The following is a 17,177-nucleotide window of genomic DNA, read 5'->3' on the forward strand; positions in this document are numbered from 1 at the left end:
TTTGACAAAAATAATAATAGATACTAATAATGAAAGGAGTCTTTTATATGAATAGCATAGATTTAGTATGTCTAGCTTGTGAACGCTCTTGTAATCTTGCTATAAATATTGACAATTCTAAGATTACATCAATAACAGGTAATAAGTGCAGAAATGGAATTTCTTATGCAAATAAAGAATGTATAATTCCTTCTAGAGTAGTTACAACAATAATAAAAGTTGTTAATGGAAGCACTAGGACAGTGCCTGTAAAAAGTGAAATTAATGTTCCTAAATCATTAATTTTTAGTATTTTAAAAGAGCTTAAAGATTTAACAGTAACTGCTCCAATTAATACTGGTGATATTATTAAAGAGAATATATGTAATACAGGTGTTAATATAATAGCAACTAAAAGCGTAGCAATCTCCCCTTAAGTTTTAAATATAATAATAACTATATACTATTTTATTATATTTTTTATTTTAAGAATATTTTCATATCTGTAAACGTATAATTTAAATAACAATACCTCTCTAAAAGCATTAGAAGATATACTTCTAATAATTTAAGATTTATCATTAAAAGCCCAGTATAAAAGAGCTACACTTTTATACTGGGCTTTTTATAATTTTAATTAAATGTATAGATCATCTTTTAATTTATCTATTTAAAATATCACTTTATAAAGTTAGCAAGTAAGAAAAGTATCCATAAATGAGCCGGATAAAATATGTAAAATAACCACCTTAAATCTCTTCCTTTTTTTCCGTTATATATATATATAACTGGTATTGTAAATACCATCATCCATAATGGATAAGTTAATAATGCTTGAATATTAAATCCCGGGAAAAATAATGCAGAAAAAACAAAAATAGCAAGATACATATCTCTTCTATTATTGAAGCATTTATAAAATATAAATACAAATGCAGGTCCTATTATTAAAGATTCGCTAGCAATTCCTAATGAAACAGCTACTAATACTTTAACAAATGCCGATTTATAATTTTTTGTTCTAAATTGAACCATTCCATTTAACATAACGAATCCTGCTACCATTGAAATGAATATGTTATTTGGTAATATGTATACCTTTGATTGAAAGGCATGACTTAATCCTAAGCTTGTTAATAGCATTAGGAATATGTATATAGATGCTTTTTTATCTGATATAACCTTATCTTTAACCGATAGATATATTAGTATACCTGATAGTATAATTACTCCTATAAAACTTAAGTAAGATACCAATCCAAAATCACCATAAGATAAATTGCTTCCATTTACTCCTTTTAATAATGCAATAGAAATAATTGCATTCCCTAAAAACATAATTTCTGATGCAACTAATAACCTTTTTAGATAATTAGTTTTTGACGACGTTTTAAAGTATCCTTCAACTAAAAGATAAAAGAATACAGGCATTACTACTCTCCCAACATAATGAAACCAAAATGGTGCACCATCAAAAAAGGTTGCAATATGGTCAAGTAGCATAAAGATAATCATTAATACTTTAAGCTTAAATCTATCCATCTTTTTCTCCTTTGTATTTATTTCACATTAATAAATTATACATCTTTAACCTTTACATTAAAAGCCTTTTGTAATACTATATCTAGTAGACAATTATAAAGAGGTGAAAATATGCATATTTTATCATATAAGGTTACATATAAAGAGGTTGATGATATAATAACCAACCTACAAATAAATGATATATTTAATGTTTTCTATGAAAATCCATTAGAGATAACAACTGATGAATTTGGTTATGGATACATTGAAAAAGAAGATGAAGAAATAATACTTAAAGTTGCTTATGATGAAGATATTAATAATTTTAAAAGCTTTAAAGAAAAAGTATCAAATATAATAGGCAAAAAAGAAGATTCTATTGAAGAAATAAATTACGAATATGAAGACTTCTCTATTCCAGCAATACATATTAATGATGAGTGGGTGCTAGCATCCCCTGATGAAGAAATAGAAGGCAAGAAAAAAATAAACTTTATCTCTCAAGGCGCATTTGGTACTGGACTACATGAAACAACACAAGATTTATTATCAGTAATACTTTCAAAAGATTTTACAGGAAAAAGAGTATTAGATATTGGAACTGGTTCTGGTATATTATCATTAGCTACAGCTATAAAAGATGCTTCTGAAGTGGTAGCCTTAGATATTAGAGATGTTAAAGATGAAGTTTTACTTAATGCATCATTAAACGGCATTGAAAATATTAAAGTTTTAGTAGGAGATGCAATATCTGGTGAGATTACTGTAGATGGTTTATTTGATTGGATATATATAAACATAGGTGGCGCAGAAACTGAAATGTTTATGCCCCTTATTGAAAATAATTTAAAGAAAAATGGATACCTATTAGTATCTGGCTTAGTTGAATGGAGTTTTGATTCCGTAAAAACTATGATAGAATCTTATGGATTTAAAATGGTTGAAAAATATCAGTCAAATGAATGGTGTACTGCTATATTTAATTAATATACTAAAAAGAGGATTACTTTAATTTAATAGTCCTCTTTTTTCTATTAAACTATTCTCATATTCTTCTCAATTACAAAGAATTTTTTATCTATATTAGGCTTTTTATCCTGACCTATAATTCATTTAATATCTCATTATATACAAAATCAAAATTCCATAAACCTCCTTAAATTAAAGCAAATTTTATCATACATATTTATCTATAAAGTTTATGTAATTCCTTTTATATTTCATATAATTGTATTAAAAAGCGCCCTCTCTTACTTTTAAATACCTTTATTATTATACTAATTATATTAGAAAATTTTTCATAATTTCTAATCTATATAAGTTTTTTCTTAATAATTTTCTATAAATCCACACTTTTCTTTCCTGAATTCTATCTGTTATGCTATACTATAATAAATATTAAATAGGGAATATCAACATTTTCTTCTAAAAAGGAGGTCTTTATATGAGAAAAATTTTGATATGTTTTTTTACTGTTTTAGCCTTAACATCTAGTATGGTATTACCAGCTTTTGCAGATAATCTAGATGAAAGTAAGGTCAAATATAACCAAATAAGTGGAGAAATTAAAGATTTAGATAATAAAATAGCAGACTTAGATTCACAAGTTAATGCTCTTAATGCAAAGATACAAAATAATAAAGATAAAATTACTTCAGTTGAAAAAGAAATTGATACTACAAAGCTTAAAATAGTTTCAACTGAAAAGCAAATAGAAGAAGGACAAGCTGTCTTATCCGATAGATTAAGAGCAGTTTATAAGAGTGGTAGCTATTCTATATCTTCTTATATAGCTTTCATATTTGAGTCAAACGGTCTTGGAGATTTACTTGAAAGACTTAATGCTATAAATAAAATAGTAACTGCAGATAATGATATGATAACTGAACTAAAAAGTAATGCATCAGCTTTACAAAATGATATGAAAAGTTTAACTTCAAAAAAAGAAGAAATAGTTAAACTTAATGATGAGAATAACAATAACTTAAAAACTGTCATCGCAAAGCAAGATGACTTAAAAGCATCTAAAGCTAAATTTGATGCTGAAAGATCAAAAGTTGAATCAGTTATTATAGAAAATGAAGAAAAGCTTATTGCTTACCCTATTAATGTTATTGATTCTTCTTCATCATCAATTAGCGATTTACAAAATGCAGTATCAACACTAAAAGAACTATTACCTCAACTTTCTACTTCATCTGTTAAAGACAAGGTTAATTCTTATACATCAAAAGGAAATAGTTTAATTGACAAAAAGAAGGCTGAAGAAAAGGCTAATAATAGTTCAAATAACAATAATAACTCAAACAATACTAAACCTAATAATACTGCAGGTAAAAAAACATTAACTATGGAAGCTACTGCTTATGCTGGACATAATACTACTGCTATGGGTATTAAACCTGTTAGAGATCCTAATGGAATAAGTTCTGTTGCTGTAGATCCTAGTGTTATCCCTCTAGGTAGTAAGGTCTATGTAGATGGATATGGATATGCAATTGCTTCAGATACAGGTGGTGCTATTGTGGGAAATAAAATAGATTTATTTATGAATTCCGAAGCAGAATGTCTCCAATTTGGTAGAAGAACAGTAACAGTAAAAATTATAGCTTACCCAGGAGAATGGTAATCTAAAAAGAGTAACTCAAAATATTTTGAGTTACTCTTTAAAATTTCTAATATAAATTTAAAACTTATTATTTATCACAATATATCATTTATAAAGTTCTATCTCTAATTTTAATTATCAGAAATAAATATAATATATAATATTTTTCTTTTATTTCTGATCAAAAAAACTATTAGCTATTTTAACTTTCAGTTTTATTATGAATTAATTATCTTTATTTATTAATTTAACTTATTTTTTGAAATTATATGATAACAAACTGCTAATAATATTCCACCAACTAAATTGCCTAAAGTGACTATTCCTATATTATATATAAACCCACTAATTGTAATTGACATACCTTGCGGTGATAATATCCCAATAGCTAAAAGTGTCATATTAGCAACACTATGTTCAAATCCAGCTGTTATAAATACAAATAAGCACCAAAATATCATAATAAGCTTTCCTGATTCACTCTTAAGTTTAATTGAACACCATATAGCTAAACATACTAGTATATTACATAGAACTCCCCTCATAAATAATTCTGAAGCCCCCATTGTCATCTTCATAATGCTTGTCTTAGCAATAAACTCTCCTACTGGTCCAGTTGCAAGTCCTGCCATAACAAATGCCCATGCACCAATTACTGAGCCAATTAAATTTCCTATAAAAGTTGCTATCCAAACCTTTATTGTTTCTATAAAAGAAACTGAGCCATCTAATGAAGCAACAGTCATTACAAAATTGTTTCCTGTAAATAATTCTGCTCCTGCAAATATTACTAAACTAAGTGCAACACCAAATGAAGCTCCCATAACTATTTTTGCTGCAGGTGACCCTCCATTTGTTAAAATTCCTCCAATTGAAAATATTAACATAATTCCAAGACCTATATACAGGCCAGCTAAAATACTACTTACCATATATCCTAGCTTATTATTTTTTAATAGATTTACCTTGTTTTTTCCTACATTAGCTACAGCTTTCAATTCATCTTTAAACATATATTTTCTCCCCTTAGATTATGTATTTCCCTTGTTAAATATATAACGATTTTTAACCAATTTCCGTGATAATTATCACATTTTAGAAACATATTATCTTTTTATTTTAAAAAATTATATAATTTTATATATATTTTTATGTAATATATTATTTATATAGTTAATCTATTATATATATTTGTTTATGATTTAATATCTTCTTCCAATAATAAAAAAGATACTCACACGATAGTGAGTATCTTTTTTATTAACAGTATTCTTTATTTACTATATAAAGCTTTCCAAGTATTTTTTCCAACTATCCCATCTATAGATATACCTTTATTTTTTTGTAAATTCTTAATTGCATTAGTAGTCTTTTCCCCAAATGTTCCATCTGCTCCATAAGGTGATAGGCTATACCCTCTATTTAATAATCTTTGTTGAATTAATCTAGTTAAATTTCCCTTAGCTCCACTTTTTACAATAACACATGCTCTTAAAGTATCATCTCCAAAATAACCATCTACCTTTAATCCAGCATTAAATTGTTTATTCAACTCCTCTTGTAATTTTTTCACTTCATTTCCGCTAATACTATTTTCCCATAAATCATTTGTATTATTTGATGGAGGATTTGTATTACCTCCTTGGGATCCACTACCTCCTGAACCTGCATTTATAGTTTTGTTTAGTATCCCTTCTGCTATAGCCTTACCTATCTTATCAGCTCCAAGAGCCTTATATAATTCAACATCTCTTGTAGCTTCAACAAAACAAGTTTCAATAATCATTGATTTCATAGAAGTTGCTCTTAACTCATATAAAGCTGTACTATGCTTTACCCCTCTATTTTTAAATCCTAAGCTTGCTATCTTATTTACTACCCTAATAGCAGATTGAAAACTTTCATTGTAAGTCCATACTTCTGTTCCAATAGCACCATTATAATGATCGTATGCCTTATTAAAATGACAACTTACGAATAAGTCCGCCCCCCAGTTATTAGCTTTATTAACTCCATATGCTAAATCACTATTTATTGTGTTATATGAATCACTTGAAGTAACATCAAGAACATCTGCACCACCTAGTTTTAAATATTTTATAACCGCATTCTTTACTTTTCTATCTTCTGTAGTTTCATCAATTATTCCTCTTGCACCAGGAACACTAAAATTATGTCCCCCTCTTACTGCTATTTTCATTTATATCCATCTCCTTTTATTAGCTTTAGTAACTTTTTTATTTATCTGTCTATTATATAAATACTCAACTTATCCTAATTTTGTAATCTAATTTTGTAAACTTATGACTCTTATTTTTAATTTATTCTATAAAAACTTCTATATTAAAATTTTTTATTTTTCTTACATATAAATTTTGAAAATTGCAGTTGTATTGTTAAGTATGCTCTCCTGGTGATTATGTATTTATTGAAAAAATAATTTATAGATTTAAAGAATTAAATCTATAAATTTGACTTCTATCATCTCTTTAAATTAAAATAATTTCTGAACAAATTCTGATATAGGTAATCTTTTTTTATTTTTATTAACATACTTTGTTAAATTATATATAAAAACAAAAAAGGTTGAATAAGCGAAACTTTTGTTTCTATCTTATTCAACCTTAACATTCAATTCATGCGAGACAAGCCATAAGCGGAGTTCTGTATTAAGCAATCATCTATCTAGGTTTACTATTGCTAGCAAACTCAAGCGACACACCACGAAGCGGAACGGGCCGTTCCAAAATGCTTCTTTCTCGGTCTTGCTCCAAGTGGGGTTTACATAGCCATAATGTCTCCATTATGCTGGTGAGCTCTTACCTCGCCTTTCCATCCTTACCTAAGAAAACTTAGGCGGTATATTTCTGTTGCACTATCCTTCGAGTCGCCTCGACTGGCCGTTAGCCAGCACCCTGCCCTATGGAGCTCCGACTTTCCTCTCCTAGCTCTAAGGCTAGCAGCGATTGCACGTCTTACTCGCAAGATTTATGATATCACATAATTTAAAATAATACAAATAAAAATTTTCCATTTAACAAACAAGTACAAATATTATAATTAATAGAGCCATTATAATTATTCCTGTAAAGCCTACCCCTAAAAATAGCAACGTAAAAAACATTGCTATACATACAGCAATTTTTGCAGGAGTAAACCAAGCTATACAATTAAGTCTTCTAATAAATTGCCACCCTGGCAATCCGCCAAAGATTCCACCTCTTCTTCTTCTACCCATAACACCATCCATAAAATATTATTATTACTTAATGTATGTGTTATTTAATATTTTGTTACTTTTAAAAAAATGTGTACGGATCGTTACTTACTTTAGAATCTATAAATTCTATGTCTTTAAAATTTTCTTTTAATGGTTTCATAGTTTCTAAAAATACTAACCACTCTGTATTAAAATGTCCAGCATCAATTATATTTACTCCTAATTCTTTATAATCTGATGCAAAATGATATGTTGTATCCCCTGTTATTATACAATCAGCACCAAGTTTTACTGCTTCACTTATAAAATCTTGACCGCTTCCATTTATTATAGCTAAAGTCTTAACTGTATTTACACCTTCTACAACTCTTAAGTTTTTCACATTAAGATTTTTCTTTATTAACGATATAATTTCTTTAATATCAGTTTCTTTTTCTAATCTAACTATTCTTCCAAGACCTGCATTATTAAAACCATTTATTCTAGATTCTTCAATTATTTCACATGAAGTAAATCCTAACATCTTAACAATAGTATCATTTATTCCATTCTCTACAGAATCTAAGTTAGTATGACTTGAATATAGTGAAATATCATTTTTTATAAGTTCTATTATTTTACTTCCTAATAAATCGCTTTTTACAATTTTATTAGGTTTTCTAAATATAAGCGGATGATGAGTTATTATCATATCACATCCATTATCTTTAGCCTCTTCTATGACTCTTTTTGTGCAATCTAAGGCTAATAACACCTTACTTACTTCTTGTTCTTCATCTCCAACCATAAGACCTACATTATCAAAATCTTCTTTTAACACTTCTGGTGCTATTTTATTCATAGCACACTTAATATCTTTAACCTTTATACCCATAATTCCTCATCTCCAAATTAATTACAGTAATTTTCTAAATTAGTTAATATAGCTATCTTTTCTTCCAATTCTTTTTTTCTATTTAAAGCACTTTCTGTATCATCTTCTATAAAGCTTAATATTTTTTCGTATTTTTCTTTTTTAGCTTCTATGTATTCTCCCATTAAAGGATGTCTATCTCTTAATAATTTTGGACTAATTTCATAGTAAATAGGATCTAACTCTGTTTCTTCTCCAACCTTAGCTTTAACCTTAAATAATTCATAATACTTATCTTCATCTATACATAAATCTTCAGCAATAACCTCATATCCATTAGTATAAAGGTATTCTCTTAATACCTCTGGATTTTGTGCTGGTTGAAGTACCATAAATTCTAATTCTTTTACCTTATCTTTATCAGCTTCAAGTATATCTCTTATTAAATTTCCACCCATGCCTGCTATAATAGCAACTTGAGCTTCTCCAAGTTTTATAGTTTCTAATCCTCCACCTAATCTTGTATCAATATTTTCATCAACGCCTTCAAATATTGAGTTTAATTTAGCCTTATCAAGTGGATCTTTATTTATATCTGATGCAATAGCATTTTTACATATTCCATTTTTAACTGCATATATAGGAATATATCCATGATCTGTTCCCACATCAACTAAAGTATCACATTCTTCAATATGATCTACTATTAAACTTAATCTTTTACTTAATTCCATAACTCGTCTCCTATTTCCTAACAATGATTTTTAATATAATTTCTCTTTTGTTTTACAAAATTTTATTATAACATATAATATCAAAAATAAAATAGCACCATTTAAGGTGCTATTTTAAGATTAATCTAAATAATCTTTAAGCTTTTTACTTCTTGATGGGTGTCTTAATTTTCTTAGAGCTTTTGCTTCTATTTGTCTAATTCTTTCTCTAGTAACATTAAATTCTTTTCCAACTTCTTCAAGAGTTCTAGCTCTTCCATCATCTAATCCAAATCTTAGTCTTAGTACTTTTTCTTCTCTTGGAGTTAATGTATCTAAAACATTTATAAGTTGTTCTTTAAGCATTGTAAATGCTGCTGCTTCAGCTGGTGCTAATGCATCATCATCTGGAATAAAATCACCTAAATGGCTATCCTCTTCTTCTCCAATTGGAGTTTCAAGTGAAACTGGTTCTTGAGCAATTTTTTGAATTTCTCTGACTTTTTCAACTGGTAAATCCATAACCTTTGAAATTTCTTCTGGGAAAGGATCTCTTCCAAGTTCTTGTAATAATTGTCTTTGAACTCTTATTAACTTATTTATAGTTTCAACCATATGAACAGGGATTCTTATAGTTCTTGCTTGGTCTGCAATAGCTCTTGTAATCGCCTGTCTAATCCACCATGTAGCATATGTTGAGAACTTATATCCTTTTCTGTAGTCAAATTTTTCTACAGCCTTTATAAGACCTAAATTACCTTCTTGTATAAGGTCTAGGAAAAGCATACCTCTTCCAACATATCTTTTTGCTATACTTACAACAAGTCTTAGATTGGCTTCTGCTAATTTCTTTTTAGCATATTGACTTCCTTCTTCTATCTTCTTAGCAAGTTCTATTTCTTCCTCTGATGATAATAGTGGAACTTTACCAATTTCTTTTAAGTACATTCTAACTGGATCATCTATTGCAATACCTTCTGGTACACTTAAGTCTAATTCCTCTTCCTCAGCCTCAGCTTCTTGTGGCTCACCTATAACTTCAATACCCATTGACTCTAAAACCTCATAGATTTTCTCTATTTGTTCTGGAGTTAATTCAATATTATCAATCTCATCCATAATTTCTTTATAAGTTAATGAACCGCTTTTCTTTCCTTTATCTATAAGACTTTTAACTACGGTCATCTTTTGATTTCTATCTTTCTTTTCTTCTTTACCTTTTACCTTTGTTTTTCCTGCCATAATTTTGTGACCTCCTTCCGTCATGACCAAATTAAACCCTCTCTCCCCTTTTTAGTGCATCATTTATTTTATTTAGCTCTAACGCAATTTTTATTGATTCCTCTATTAATCCTTCTTTTTCTAACCTTTTTAATTTTACTTTAAGCTCTTCTGCTTTTTTTCTAAGTTTAAAATCTTTTATTTGCTTTATGTAGTCTAATACTAGCCTTTGTGCATCTTGAGCTTTTAAAACTTGGAATTCTTTTATTTTTACCCATTCTTTAGAAGAATCTACGTCATCGCAACCTGCCTCAACATGTAGATTAATATCATTTAATCCATTTTCTTTAGCCTCTTTAATCAAATTAAAGATTTTTGCATGTGCTTTAGAATTTAAGTCATCTGATGAAATATTTAAAGTTATATCCTCATAACAATCATCATCTAGCATTAATTTTATTAATGATTTTTCAGCTTTTATATAACCAGGCTCTACATATAATTTTGTTCCATATTCTTCCTTTTTATTCATTAAATCATCACTTTTCGTATTCCTTGTAATAGCAATTAAGTCATATAATGACTGTTCTTTAATTCCTGTGTCTTCTGATATACCTTTTACGTAAATATCCTTTTCTACAGGATTCAAATTTGCTAATATTTCTGTAACTCTATTACCATACTCTACAAGTGAAGATTTATCTTTAAAGTTTATTCCTTCCTTTGCTTTGCTAAGTCTATAACCTATTAAGCTATCCGCTTTATTAACTAATTTCAGAAAGGCTTCTTTTCCATTACTCCTTACAAACTCATCTGGATCTTTTCCTTGAGGAATTTGAAGTACTCTAACATCAAACCCAGCCTCTTTTAAAATTTCAAGTCCTCTTAAGGTCGCTGTTTGACCTGCAACATCTGCATCATAGGAAATAATAACCTTATCTGCATATCTTTTAAGCAGTCTTGCTTGATTAACTGTGAGTGCTGTACCTAAAGATGCAACAACATTTGTTATTCCATATTGATGAAGTGAAATTAAATCCATATATCCTTCAACAATAATAAAATATCTTTCATCTATTTTGTTTTTAATAGCAAAATTTAATCCATAAAGATTTGTTCCTTTTTGGAACACTAATGTTTCTGGAGAATTTAAATACTTGGGTTTTGAATCATCTAATACCCTACCACCAAATCCTATAACTTCTCCTTTAATATTAAATACGGGAAACATTACTCTGTTTCTAAACCTATCATATATTGTTCCTTTTTGACTTTTTATTACAAGACCTGCTTCAAGCATTAAAGCTTCATTAAATCCTTTTTTCTTAAGGTACATACGAAGGTTTTGCCATCCATCTTTTGCATAACCTAAACCAAATCTCTTTATGGTTACTTCTTTCATTCCTCTATTTGTAAAATACTCTTTTGCATTTTTATCCCTTTGAAGATTTGAGAAAAAGTATCTTGCAGCCTCTACATTTATCTTATATAAAAGTTCTTTCTTCTTAACTACCTTACTTTCTTCTCCATTTCCAAGGTTTAAAGGAATGTTTGCACGCTCAGCTAAAAGCTTGCAACTTTCTATGAAGTTTAAGTTCTTTTGCTTCATTACAAATGTAAGTACATTGCCAGCTTCTCCACAACCAAAACATTTATAAATCTGCTTATCCTGTGAAACGCTAAAAGAAGGCGATTTTTCTCCATGAAATGGACAAAGTCCCATGTAATTACGCCCTGATCTTTTTAACTTTACTGTTTCTGAAATAACATCAACAATATCATTTTCTTGCTTAATTCTTTCAATAGTTTCTTCTGTAATACGCAAGGAGCTTCTCTCCCTCCTCAGCTTTTTTTATGCAACCTATATTGTATTCGACATTTTTTTTAGTATTCCTTCTTTTATTTATATATAATTGTAGAATATTATATTTTTTTCACTCTTTATTATTTATTCTGCTTAAAGAATAAAATTCCTTCTTTTTATTCAATAATTTTATGTTTCCTAATTTTGTATTTTTTATTCCTTAAATTAGTATATTACTAGTTTAGGAACATAAATTTCATTAAATTTATTAAGACAATAATCATCACTCATACCAGCAATATAATCTGCTACCCCTCTATATATCCCCTCTTCTTCCACTATATCTTTATATAGCTTTGGCATTTTTTCTGGCTTTTTTGTATAAAAATCTATTATTGCCTCCAAAATAAATTTTGCTTTATCTCTCTCTACCTTTAAAATTTCTCCTAGATAAATATTTTTGAACATAAAACCTCTAAGTTCTCTCATAGCTTCATCCTTCTCTTTACTAAGACCTACTTTAAATACTCCTTCATCTAAGTTTTTATTTGATTCAATTATAAAATCTGTAACTAACGTCTCTATTCTTTCTGAATGAGTTTTTCCAAGTACCTTTATTACTTCTTTTGGTAAATCTTCTTCGTTTAATAAATTTGCCCTTATAGAGTCATCAATATCATGATTTATATACGCTATTTTATCTGAATACTTTACAACTCTTCCCTCTAACGTAATTGCATCATAATTTTCATTCTTAGAAAGTCCACTATGCTTTAAAATTCCATCAATGACTTCCTCTGTTAAATTTAATCCCTTACCATCCTTTTCAAGCCTTTTAACAACTCTTACACTTTGTTCATTATGCCTAAACCCTTCTTTAAGGAACTTATTTAAAACTTCTTCTCCATTATGTGCAAATGCAACATGCCCCAAATCGTGACCTAATGATATTGCTTCTATTAGATATTCATTAAGTCCTATTCCTATTCCTATTGTTCTTGCAATTTGAGATACTTCTAATGTATGAGTTAATCTATTTCTATAATGATCCCCGTTTGTTCTAATATAAACTTGTGTCTTATCCTTTAATCTTCTAAAGGCCTTTGAATGTACTATTCTATCTCTATCAACCATATAACACGTTCTAACTGAATCATCATCTTCTTTTCTTTCTCGTCCTCTACTTTCGAATGAGAATTGCGATTCTTGTCTTAATGTCAACCTTTCAAACTTCTCAATTTTCTCTCTTATAACCATATATTTTCACCTCATATCAACTATTCTATAATTATCTCTAAAATCCTCTAATTATTACTTCAATTTATTATTTGCAAAAATTTAAAATTTATTATTTAAAATTATATTATTCTATTTCATACTTATTACTAATAGTATAATAATAAGCAATTATTTGAGGGGAGTATTTATGGATAGAAAAAAAGAACACCAAATTATAGATATTTTTTCTGAAGAAAATATAAAAAAAAATATATTAACTCATTACGGCCTAGAGAATGCTAAAGTTAATATTGTAAAATTCAAAGATACAGATAAACAAAGAGCTGTATATAAAGTATGCTATAAAGGAAAATGTTACTGTCTAAAAAAGGTTTACTTTGACGAAGCTAACCTATTATTTGTATATTCATCATTGGAGTGGCTTTGGCAAAATGGAATAAAAACGCCAAAACTTTTAAATACATCATATGGAAATAAATTTGTTAAATTTAATAACATGTATTTTATCCTTACAATATGGATAGATGGAATGAAATGTGACTTTGATAATCTAGACCATGTTATAATCTCTGCAAAGCAATTAGCTGCTATCCATTCATGCTCAAGAAAGTTTACTCCCATTGAAGGAAGTGAAAAAAGAATAGGATTTTCTGACTATTACATATCAACTTTAAAGCATTTCAACCAAATATTGATATCTTATAATACAGCCTACAAATTATTAGATGATTATTCTATTGAGTTTCTAGAAAAATTTGATGATAATTTAGAGCTTGCTAAATGGTCATTATACCTATCTTCTCATATAGATAATAATGAGCTTTCAAGATCTTTATGTCATGGAGATTATGTAAATAAAAATATAATTTTTGATAAAAGTACTCGCATATGGGTTATTGATTTAGACAAATGTAAGCTTGATTATTCTGCTAGAGATTTAGGATATTTTTTAAGAAGGTTGCTACGAAGAGATCATACTAGATTTGATGTAGAACTTACACTTTCTATTCTAAGGGAATATAATGCTATAGCACCTCTTACACCTTCTGATATACGATATATTTTAGCATATGCATGTTTTCCACAAAAATTTTGGAAAATATCAAGAGACTATTATAAAAATATAAAAAAATGTAATAAGCAAGCATTTGTAACTCTCTTAAAAAAATCAAACGAAAAAACTTACTTTCAGCTTAAATTTATCAAAGAAATTTCAGCAAGAGTAGAACTTGAATATGGATTTAAATTATAAACATTATATATAAATAACTTTTATTTATAATAAAAAACAGTCTAGAATATCTAGACTGTTTTTTATATTAGTTATCTTTTATTTTTAACTTGTGCTTGAGCTGCTGCAAGTCTTGCAAGAGGCACTCTAAATGGTGAACATGAAACATAGTTTAATCCTATATTATGACAGAATTCAACTGATGATGGATCTCCACCATGTTCTCCGCATATACCAAGCTTAATATCTTCTCTTGTAGATCTACCTTTTTCTGCAGCCATCTTTACTAATTGACCTACTCCATTTTGGTCTAGCTTAGCAAATGGATCTTGCTCATAGATTCCTCTTTCATAGTAAGATGATAAGAATTTAGCAGCATCATCTCTTGAGAAACCAAAAGTCATTTGAGTTAAATCATTTGTACCAAATGAGAAGAACTCAGCTTCTTTTGCAATTTCATCTGCAGTAAGTGCAGCTCTTGGAATTTCTATCATTGTACCTACTTTATATTCAATCTTAGTTCCTTTTTCAGCCATTACTTTTTCTGCAGTTTCTACAATAACATCTTTAACATATTTTAATTCTTTAATTTCTCCAACAAGAGGAATCATTATTTCCGGAACTACATTATATCCTCTTTCAATGTTAACAGCTATTGCAGCTTCTATTATTGCTCTTGTTTGCATCTCTGCAATTTCTGGATAAGTTACAGCAAGACGGCATCCTCTATGTCCCATCATTGGATTAAATTCATGTTTGCTATCAACTGCTAATTTAATATCTTCAACATCTACATCAAGTTCTTTAGCAAGTGCTATCTTGTCTTCCTCTGTGTGAGGTAAGAACTCATGTAGTGGTGGGTCTAAAAGTCTTATTGTAGCTGGCATTCCTTTAAGTGCTTCATATATACCTATAAAGTCAGCTTTTTGCATTGGAAGAATTTTATTAAGAGCTTTTCTTCTCTCTTCTTCAGTCTTTGCTATTATCATTTCTCTAACAGCTAATATTCTATCTTCTGCAAAGAACATATGCTCGGTTCTACAAAGACCTATACCTTCAGCTCCAAATTCAACTGCCTGTTTAGCATCTCTTGGAGTATCAGCATTAGTTCTAACCTTTAACTTTCTTATTCCATCTACCCATTCCATAAACGTTGCAAAATGTCCAGTTATTTCAGGAGTAACAGTTTTAATCTTTTCTCCATATATATTTCCTGTTGTTCCATCTATTGAAATAAAGTCATTGCTTGTATAAACATTACCATTAACTTCTAACATTCTAGCATCTTCATTTACTTTAAGCTCTCCACATCCAGCAACACAGCAAGTACCCATTCCTCTAGCAACAACTGCTGCATGAGAAGTCATACCTCCTCTTACGGTTAATATACCTTGAGCTGCTATCATACCTTCTATATCTTCTGGTGAAGTTTCAAGTCTTACTAATACAACTTGTTCACCTTCTGCAGCTCTTTCCTTAGCTTCTTCAGCTGTAAATGCAATTTTACCACATGCAGCACCTGGTGAAGCTGGTAGACCTTTTGCAATTGGATTTGCAGACTTTAAATCTTCATCATAGAAAGCTGGATGAAGTAATGTATCTAATTGCTTAGGCTCAACTTTAAGTATAGCTTCTTCCTTATTAAGCATTCCTTCTTCAACTAAATCAACAGCTATCTTAAGTGCAGCTTGAGCTGTTCTCTTCCCATTTCTAGTTTGAAGGAAATATAATTTACCTTCTTCTATTGTAATCTCCATATCTTGCATATCTTTATAGTGATTTTCTAACGTATTAACAATATCAATAAATTCTTGATATATCTTTGGATTTTGCTCTTCTAATTTTTTTATAGGAAGTGGTGTTCTTATTCCTGCAACAACGTCTTCACCTTGTGCATTCATTAAGTATTCACCATATATTTCTTTATCTCCATTTGCAGGATTTCTTGAGAATACTACTCCTGTTCCTGAAGTTTCTCCCTTATTACCAAATACCATTTCTTGAACATTTACAGCTGTTCCCCATTCACCCGGAATATCATTTAATCTTCTATAAACAATAGCTCTTGGATTATTCCATGATCTAAATACAGCAGTAATTGATTCAATTAACTGTTCTTTTGGATCTTGTGGAAATTCCTCTCCCTTTTCTTTTCTATAAATTTCTTTGTATTGACCAACAAGCTCTTTTAAATCATCAGCATCTAAATCTGTATCGACAGTAACGCCTTTTGCTTCTTTCATCTCATCAATTTTATTTTCAAATAATCTCTTTTCTATACCCATAACAACATCTGAGAACATTTGAATAAATCTTCTATAAGAATCATAAGCGAATCTTGGATTATTAGTAAGACTTGCCATAGCTTCAACAGCTACATCATTTAATCCTAGGTTTAAAATTGTATCCATCATACCAGGCATTGAAACTCTAGCTCCTGATCTTACGGATACAAGCAATGGATTTTCTGTACTTCCAAACTCTTTTCCTGTTATTTTTTCAAGTTCTTTCATAGAATCTTCAATTTCTTGAATTATAGAAGGTGTTATAACCTTTCCATCCTCATAATACTTATTACAAGCTTCTGTTGTAACAGTAAATCCTTGCGGAACTGGAACACCTAAAATAGACATTTCTGCTAAGTTAGCTCCTTTACCCCCTAAAAGGTTTTTCATTGATGCATTTCCCTCTTTAAAAAGGTAAACGTACTTTTTCTCCATCTCAATACTCCTCCGTTCAATACTAATGTTATCTATACTAGCGGAAGCCTATAATTTGCTCCGTA

The 17,177-nt window shown here is 29.0% G+C and carries 14 protein-coding genes and 1 other RNA gene; 4 read left to right on the top strand and 11 right to left on the bottom strand.

Annotated features, from left to right (window positions below; translation table 11 throughout):
- Positions 1–47: 47 nt before the first annotated feature.
- Positions 48–416 (top strand): DUF1667 domain-containing protein, encoded by a 369-nt coding sequence (locus K5V21_RS11575; RefSeq protein WP_204593794.1) that lies wholly within the window; start codon positions 48–50, stop codon positions 414–416.
- A gap of 241 nt (positions 417–657) precedes the next feature.
- Here the strand turns inward: K5V21_RS11575 and K5V21_RS11580 are convergent, their stop codons facing one another.
- On the bottom strand, positions 658–1,521 hold the full coding sequence (locus K5V21_RS11580) for a TraX family protein (RefSeq protein ID WP_221861387.1): 864 nt from the start codon (positions 1,519–1,521) through the stop codon (positions 658–660).
- Between the two features lie 111 nt (positions 1,522–1,632).
- On the opposite strand from K5V21_RS11580, the gene K5V21_RS11585 reads away from it, so the two are divergent.
- The gene (locus K5V21_RS11585) at positions 1,633–2,490 is read left to right on the top strand and encodes a 50S ribosomal protein L11 methyltransferase (protein ID WP_221861388.1); all 858 of its coding nucleotides are present in this window, start codon (positions 1,633–1,635) and stop codon (positions 2,488–2,490) included.
- Positions 2,491–2,947: 457 nt separating this feature from the next.
- Positions 2,948–4,132, top strand: a complete 1,185-nt coding sequence (locus tag K5V21_RS11590; RefSeq protein WP_221861389.1) for a 3D domain-containing protein — start codon at positions 2,948–2,950, stop codon at positions 4,130–4,132.
- 221 nt (positions 4,133–4,353) lie between these two features.
- Here K5V21_RS11590 and K5V21_RS11595 read toward each other — a convergent pair whose 3' ends face one another.
- The 9 genes from K5V21_RS11595 to K5V21_RS11635 all read right to left on the bottom strand — a co-directional run bounded on the left by K5V21_RS11595 (position 4,354) and on the right by K5V21_RS11635 (position 13,179).
- Positions 4,354–5,124, bottom strand: a complete 771-nt coding sequence (locus K5V21_RS11595; RefSeq protein ID WP_221861390.1) for a formate/nitrite transporter family protein — start codon at positions 5,122–5,124, stop codon at positions 4,354–4,356.
- Positions 5,125–5,384: 260 nt separating this feature from the next.
- A complete protein-coding gene (locus tag K5V21_RS19380) occupies positions 5,385–6,311 on the bottom strand; it encodes an N-acetylmuramoyl-L-alanine amidase (protein WP_245000707.1) in 927 nt (308 codons plus the stop codon).
- A 437-nt stretch (positions 6,312–6,748) separates the two neighbouring features.
- Positions 6,749–7,093, bottom strand: an RNA gene (gene rnpB, locus K5V21_RS11605) — RNase P RNA component class A.
- Between the two features lie 52 nt (positions 7,094–7,145).
- Positions 7,146–7,349 carry a hypothetical protein gene (locus K5V21_RS11610; RefSeq protein WP_204593789.1) on the bottom strand — a complete coding sequence of 68 codons (204 nt, stop codon included), beginning with the start codon at positions 7,347–7,349 and terminating at the stop codon, positions 7,146–7,148.
- A gap of 61 nt (positions 7,350–7,410) precedes the next feature.
- Positions 7,411–8,205, bottom strand: a complete 795-nt coding sequence (locus K5V21_RS11615; protein ID WP_221861391.1) for a Nif3-like dinuclear metal center hexameric protein — start codon at positions 8,203–8,205, stop codon at positions 7,411–7,413.
- Positions 8,206–8,222: 17 nt separating this feature from the next.
- Positions 8,223–8,918: a tRNA (adenine(22)-N(1))-methyltransferase gene (locus tag K5V21_RS11620; protein WP_221861392.1), complete on the bottom strand. Its 696-nt coding sequence runs from the start codon at positions 8,916–8,918 to the stop codon at positions 8,223–8,225.
- 120 nt (positions 8,919–9,038) lie between these two features.
- A complete protein-coding gene (gene rpoD / locus K5V21_RS11625; protein WP_204593834.1) occupies positions 9,039–10,163 on the bottom strand; it encodes an RNA polymerase sigma factor RpoD in 1,125 nt (374 codons plus the stop codon).
- 7 nt (positions 10,164–10,170) lie between these two features.
- A complete protein-coding gene (dnaG, locus tag K5V21_RS11630; RefSeq protein WP_221861393.1) occupies positions 10,171–11,943 on the bottom strand; it encodes a DNA primase in 1,773 nt (590 codons plus the stop codon).
- 204 nt (positions 11,944–12,147) lie between these two features.
- Positions 12,148–13,179, bottom strand: coding sequence for a deoxyguanosinetriphosphate triphosphohydrolase (locus tag K5V21_RS11635; RefSeq protein WP_221861394.1), 1,032 nt, complete (start codon positions 13,177–13,179; stop codon positions 12,148–12,150).
- A 169-nt stretch (positions 13,180–13,348) separates the two neighbouring features.
- On the opposite strand from K5V21_RS11635, the gene K5V21_RS11640 reads away from it, so the two are divergent.
- On the top strand, positions 13,349–14,413 hold the full coding sequence (locus K5V21_RS11640; protein ID WP_221861395.1) for a CotS family spore coat protein: 1,065 nt from the start codon (positions 13,349–13,351) through the stop codon (positions 14,411–14,413).
- 71 nt (positions 14,414–14,484) lie between these two features.
- Here the strand turns inward: K5V21_RS11640 and ppdK are convergent, their stop codons facing one another.
- The gene (gene ppdK, locus K5V21_RS11645; protein WP_221861396.1) at positions 14,485–17,112 is read right to left on the bottom strand and encodes a pyruvate, phosphate dikinase; all 2,628 of its coding nucleotides are present in this window, start codon (positions 17,110–17,112) and stop codon (positions 14,485–14,487) included.
- Between the last annotated feature and the right edge of the window lie 65 nt (positions 17,113–17,177).

It is taken from the genome of Clostridium sardiniense, from assembly GCF_019753795.1.
Classification (GTDB): Bacteria; Bacillota; Clostridia; order Clostridiales; family Clostridiaceae; genus Clostridium; species Clostridium sardiniense.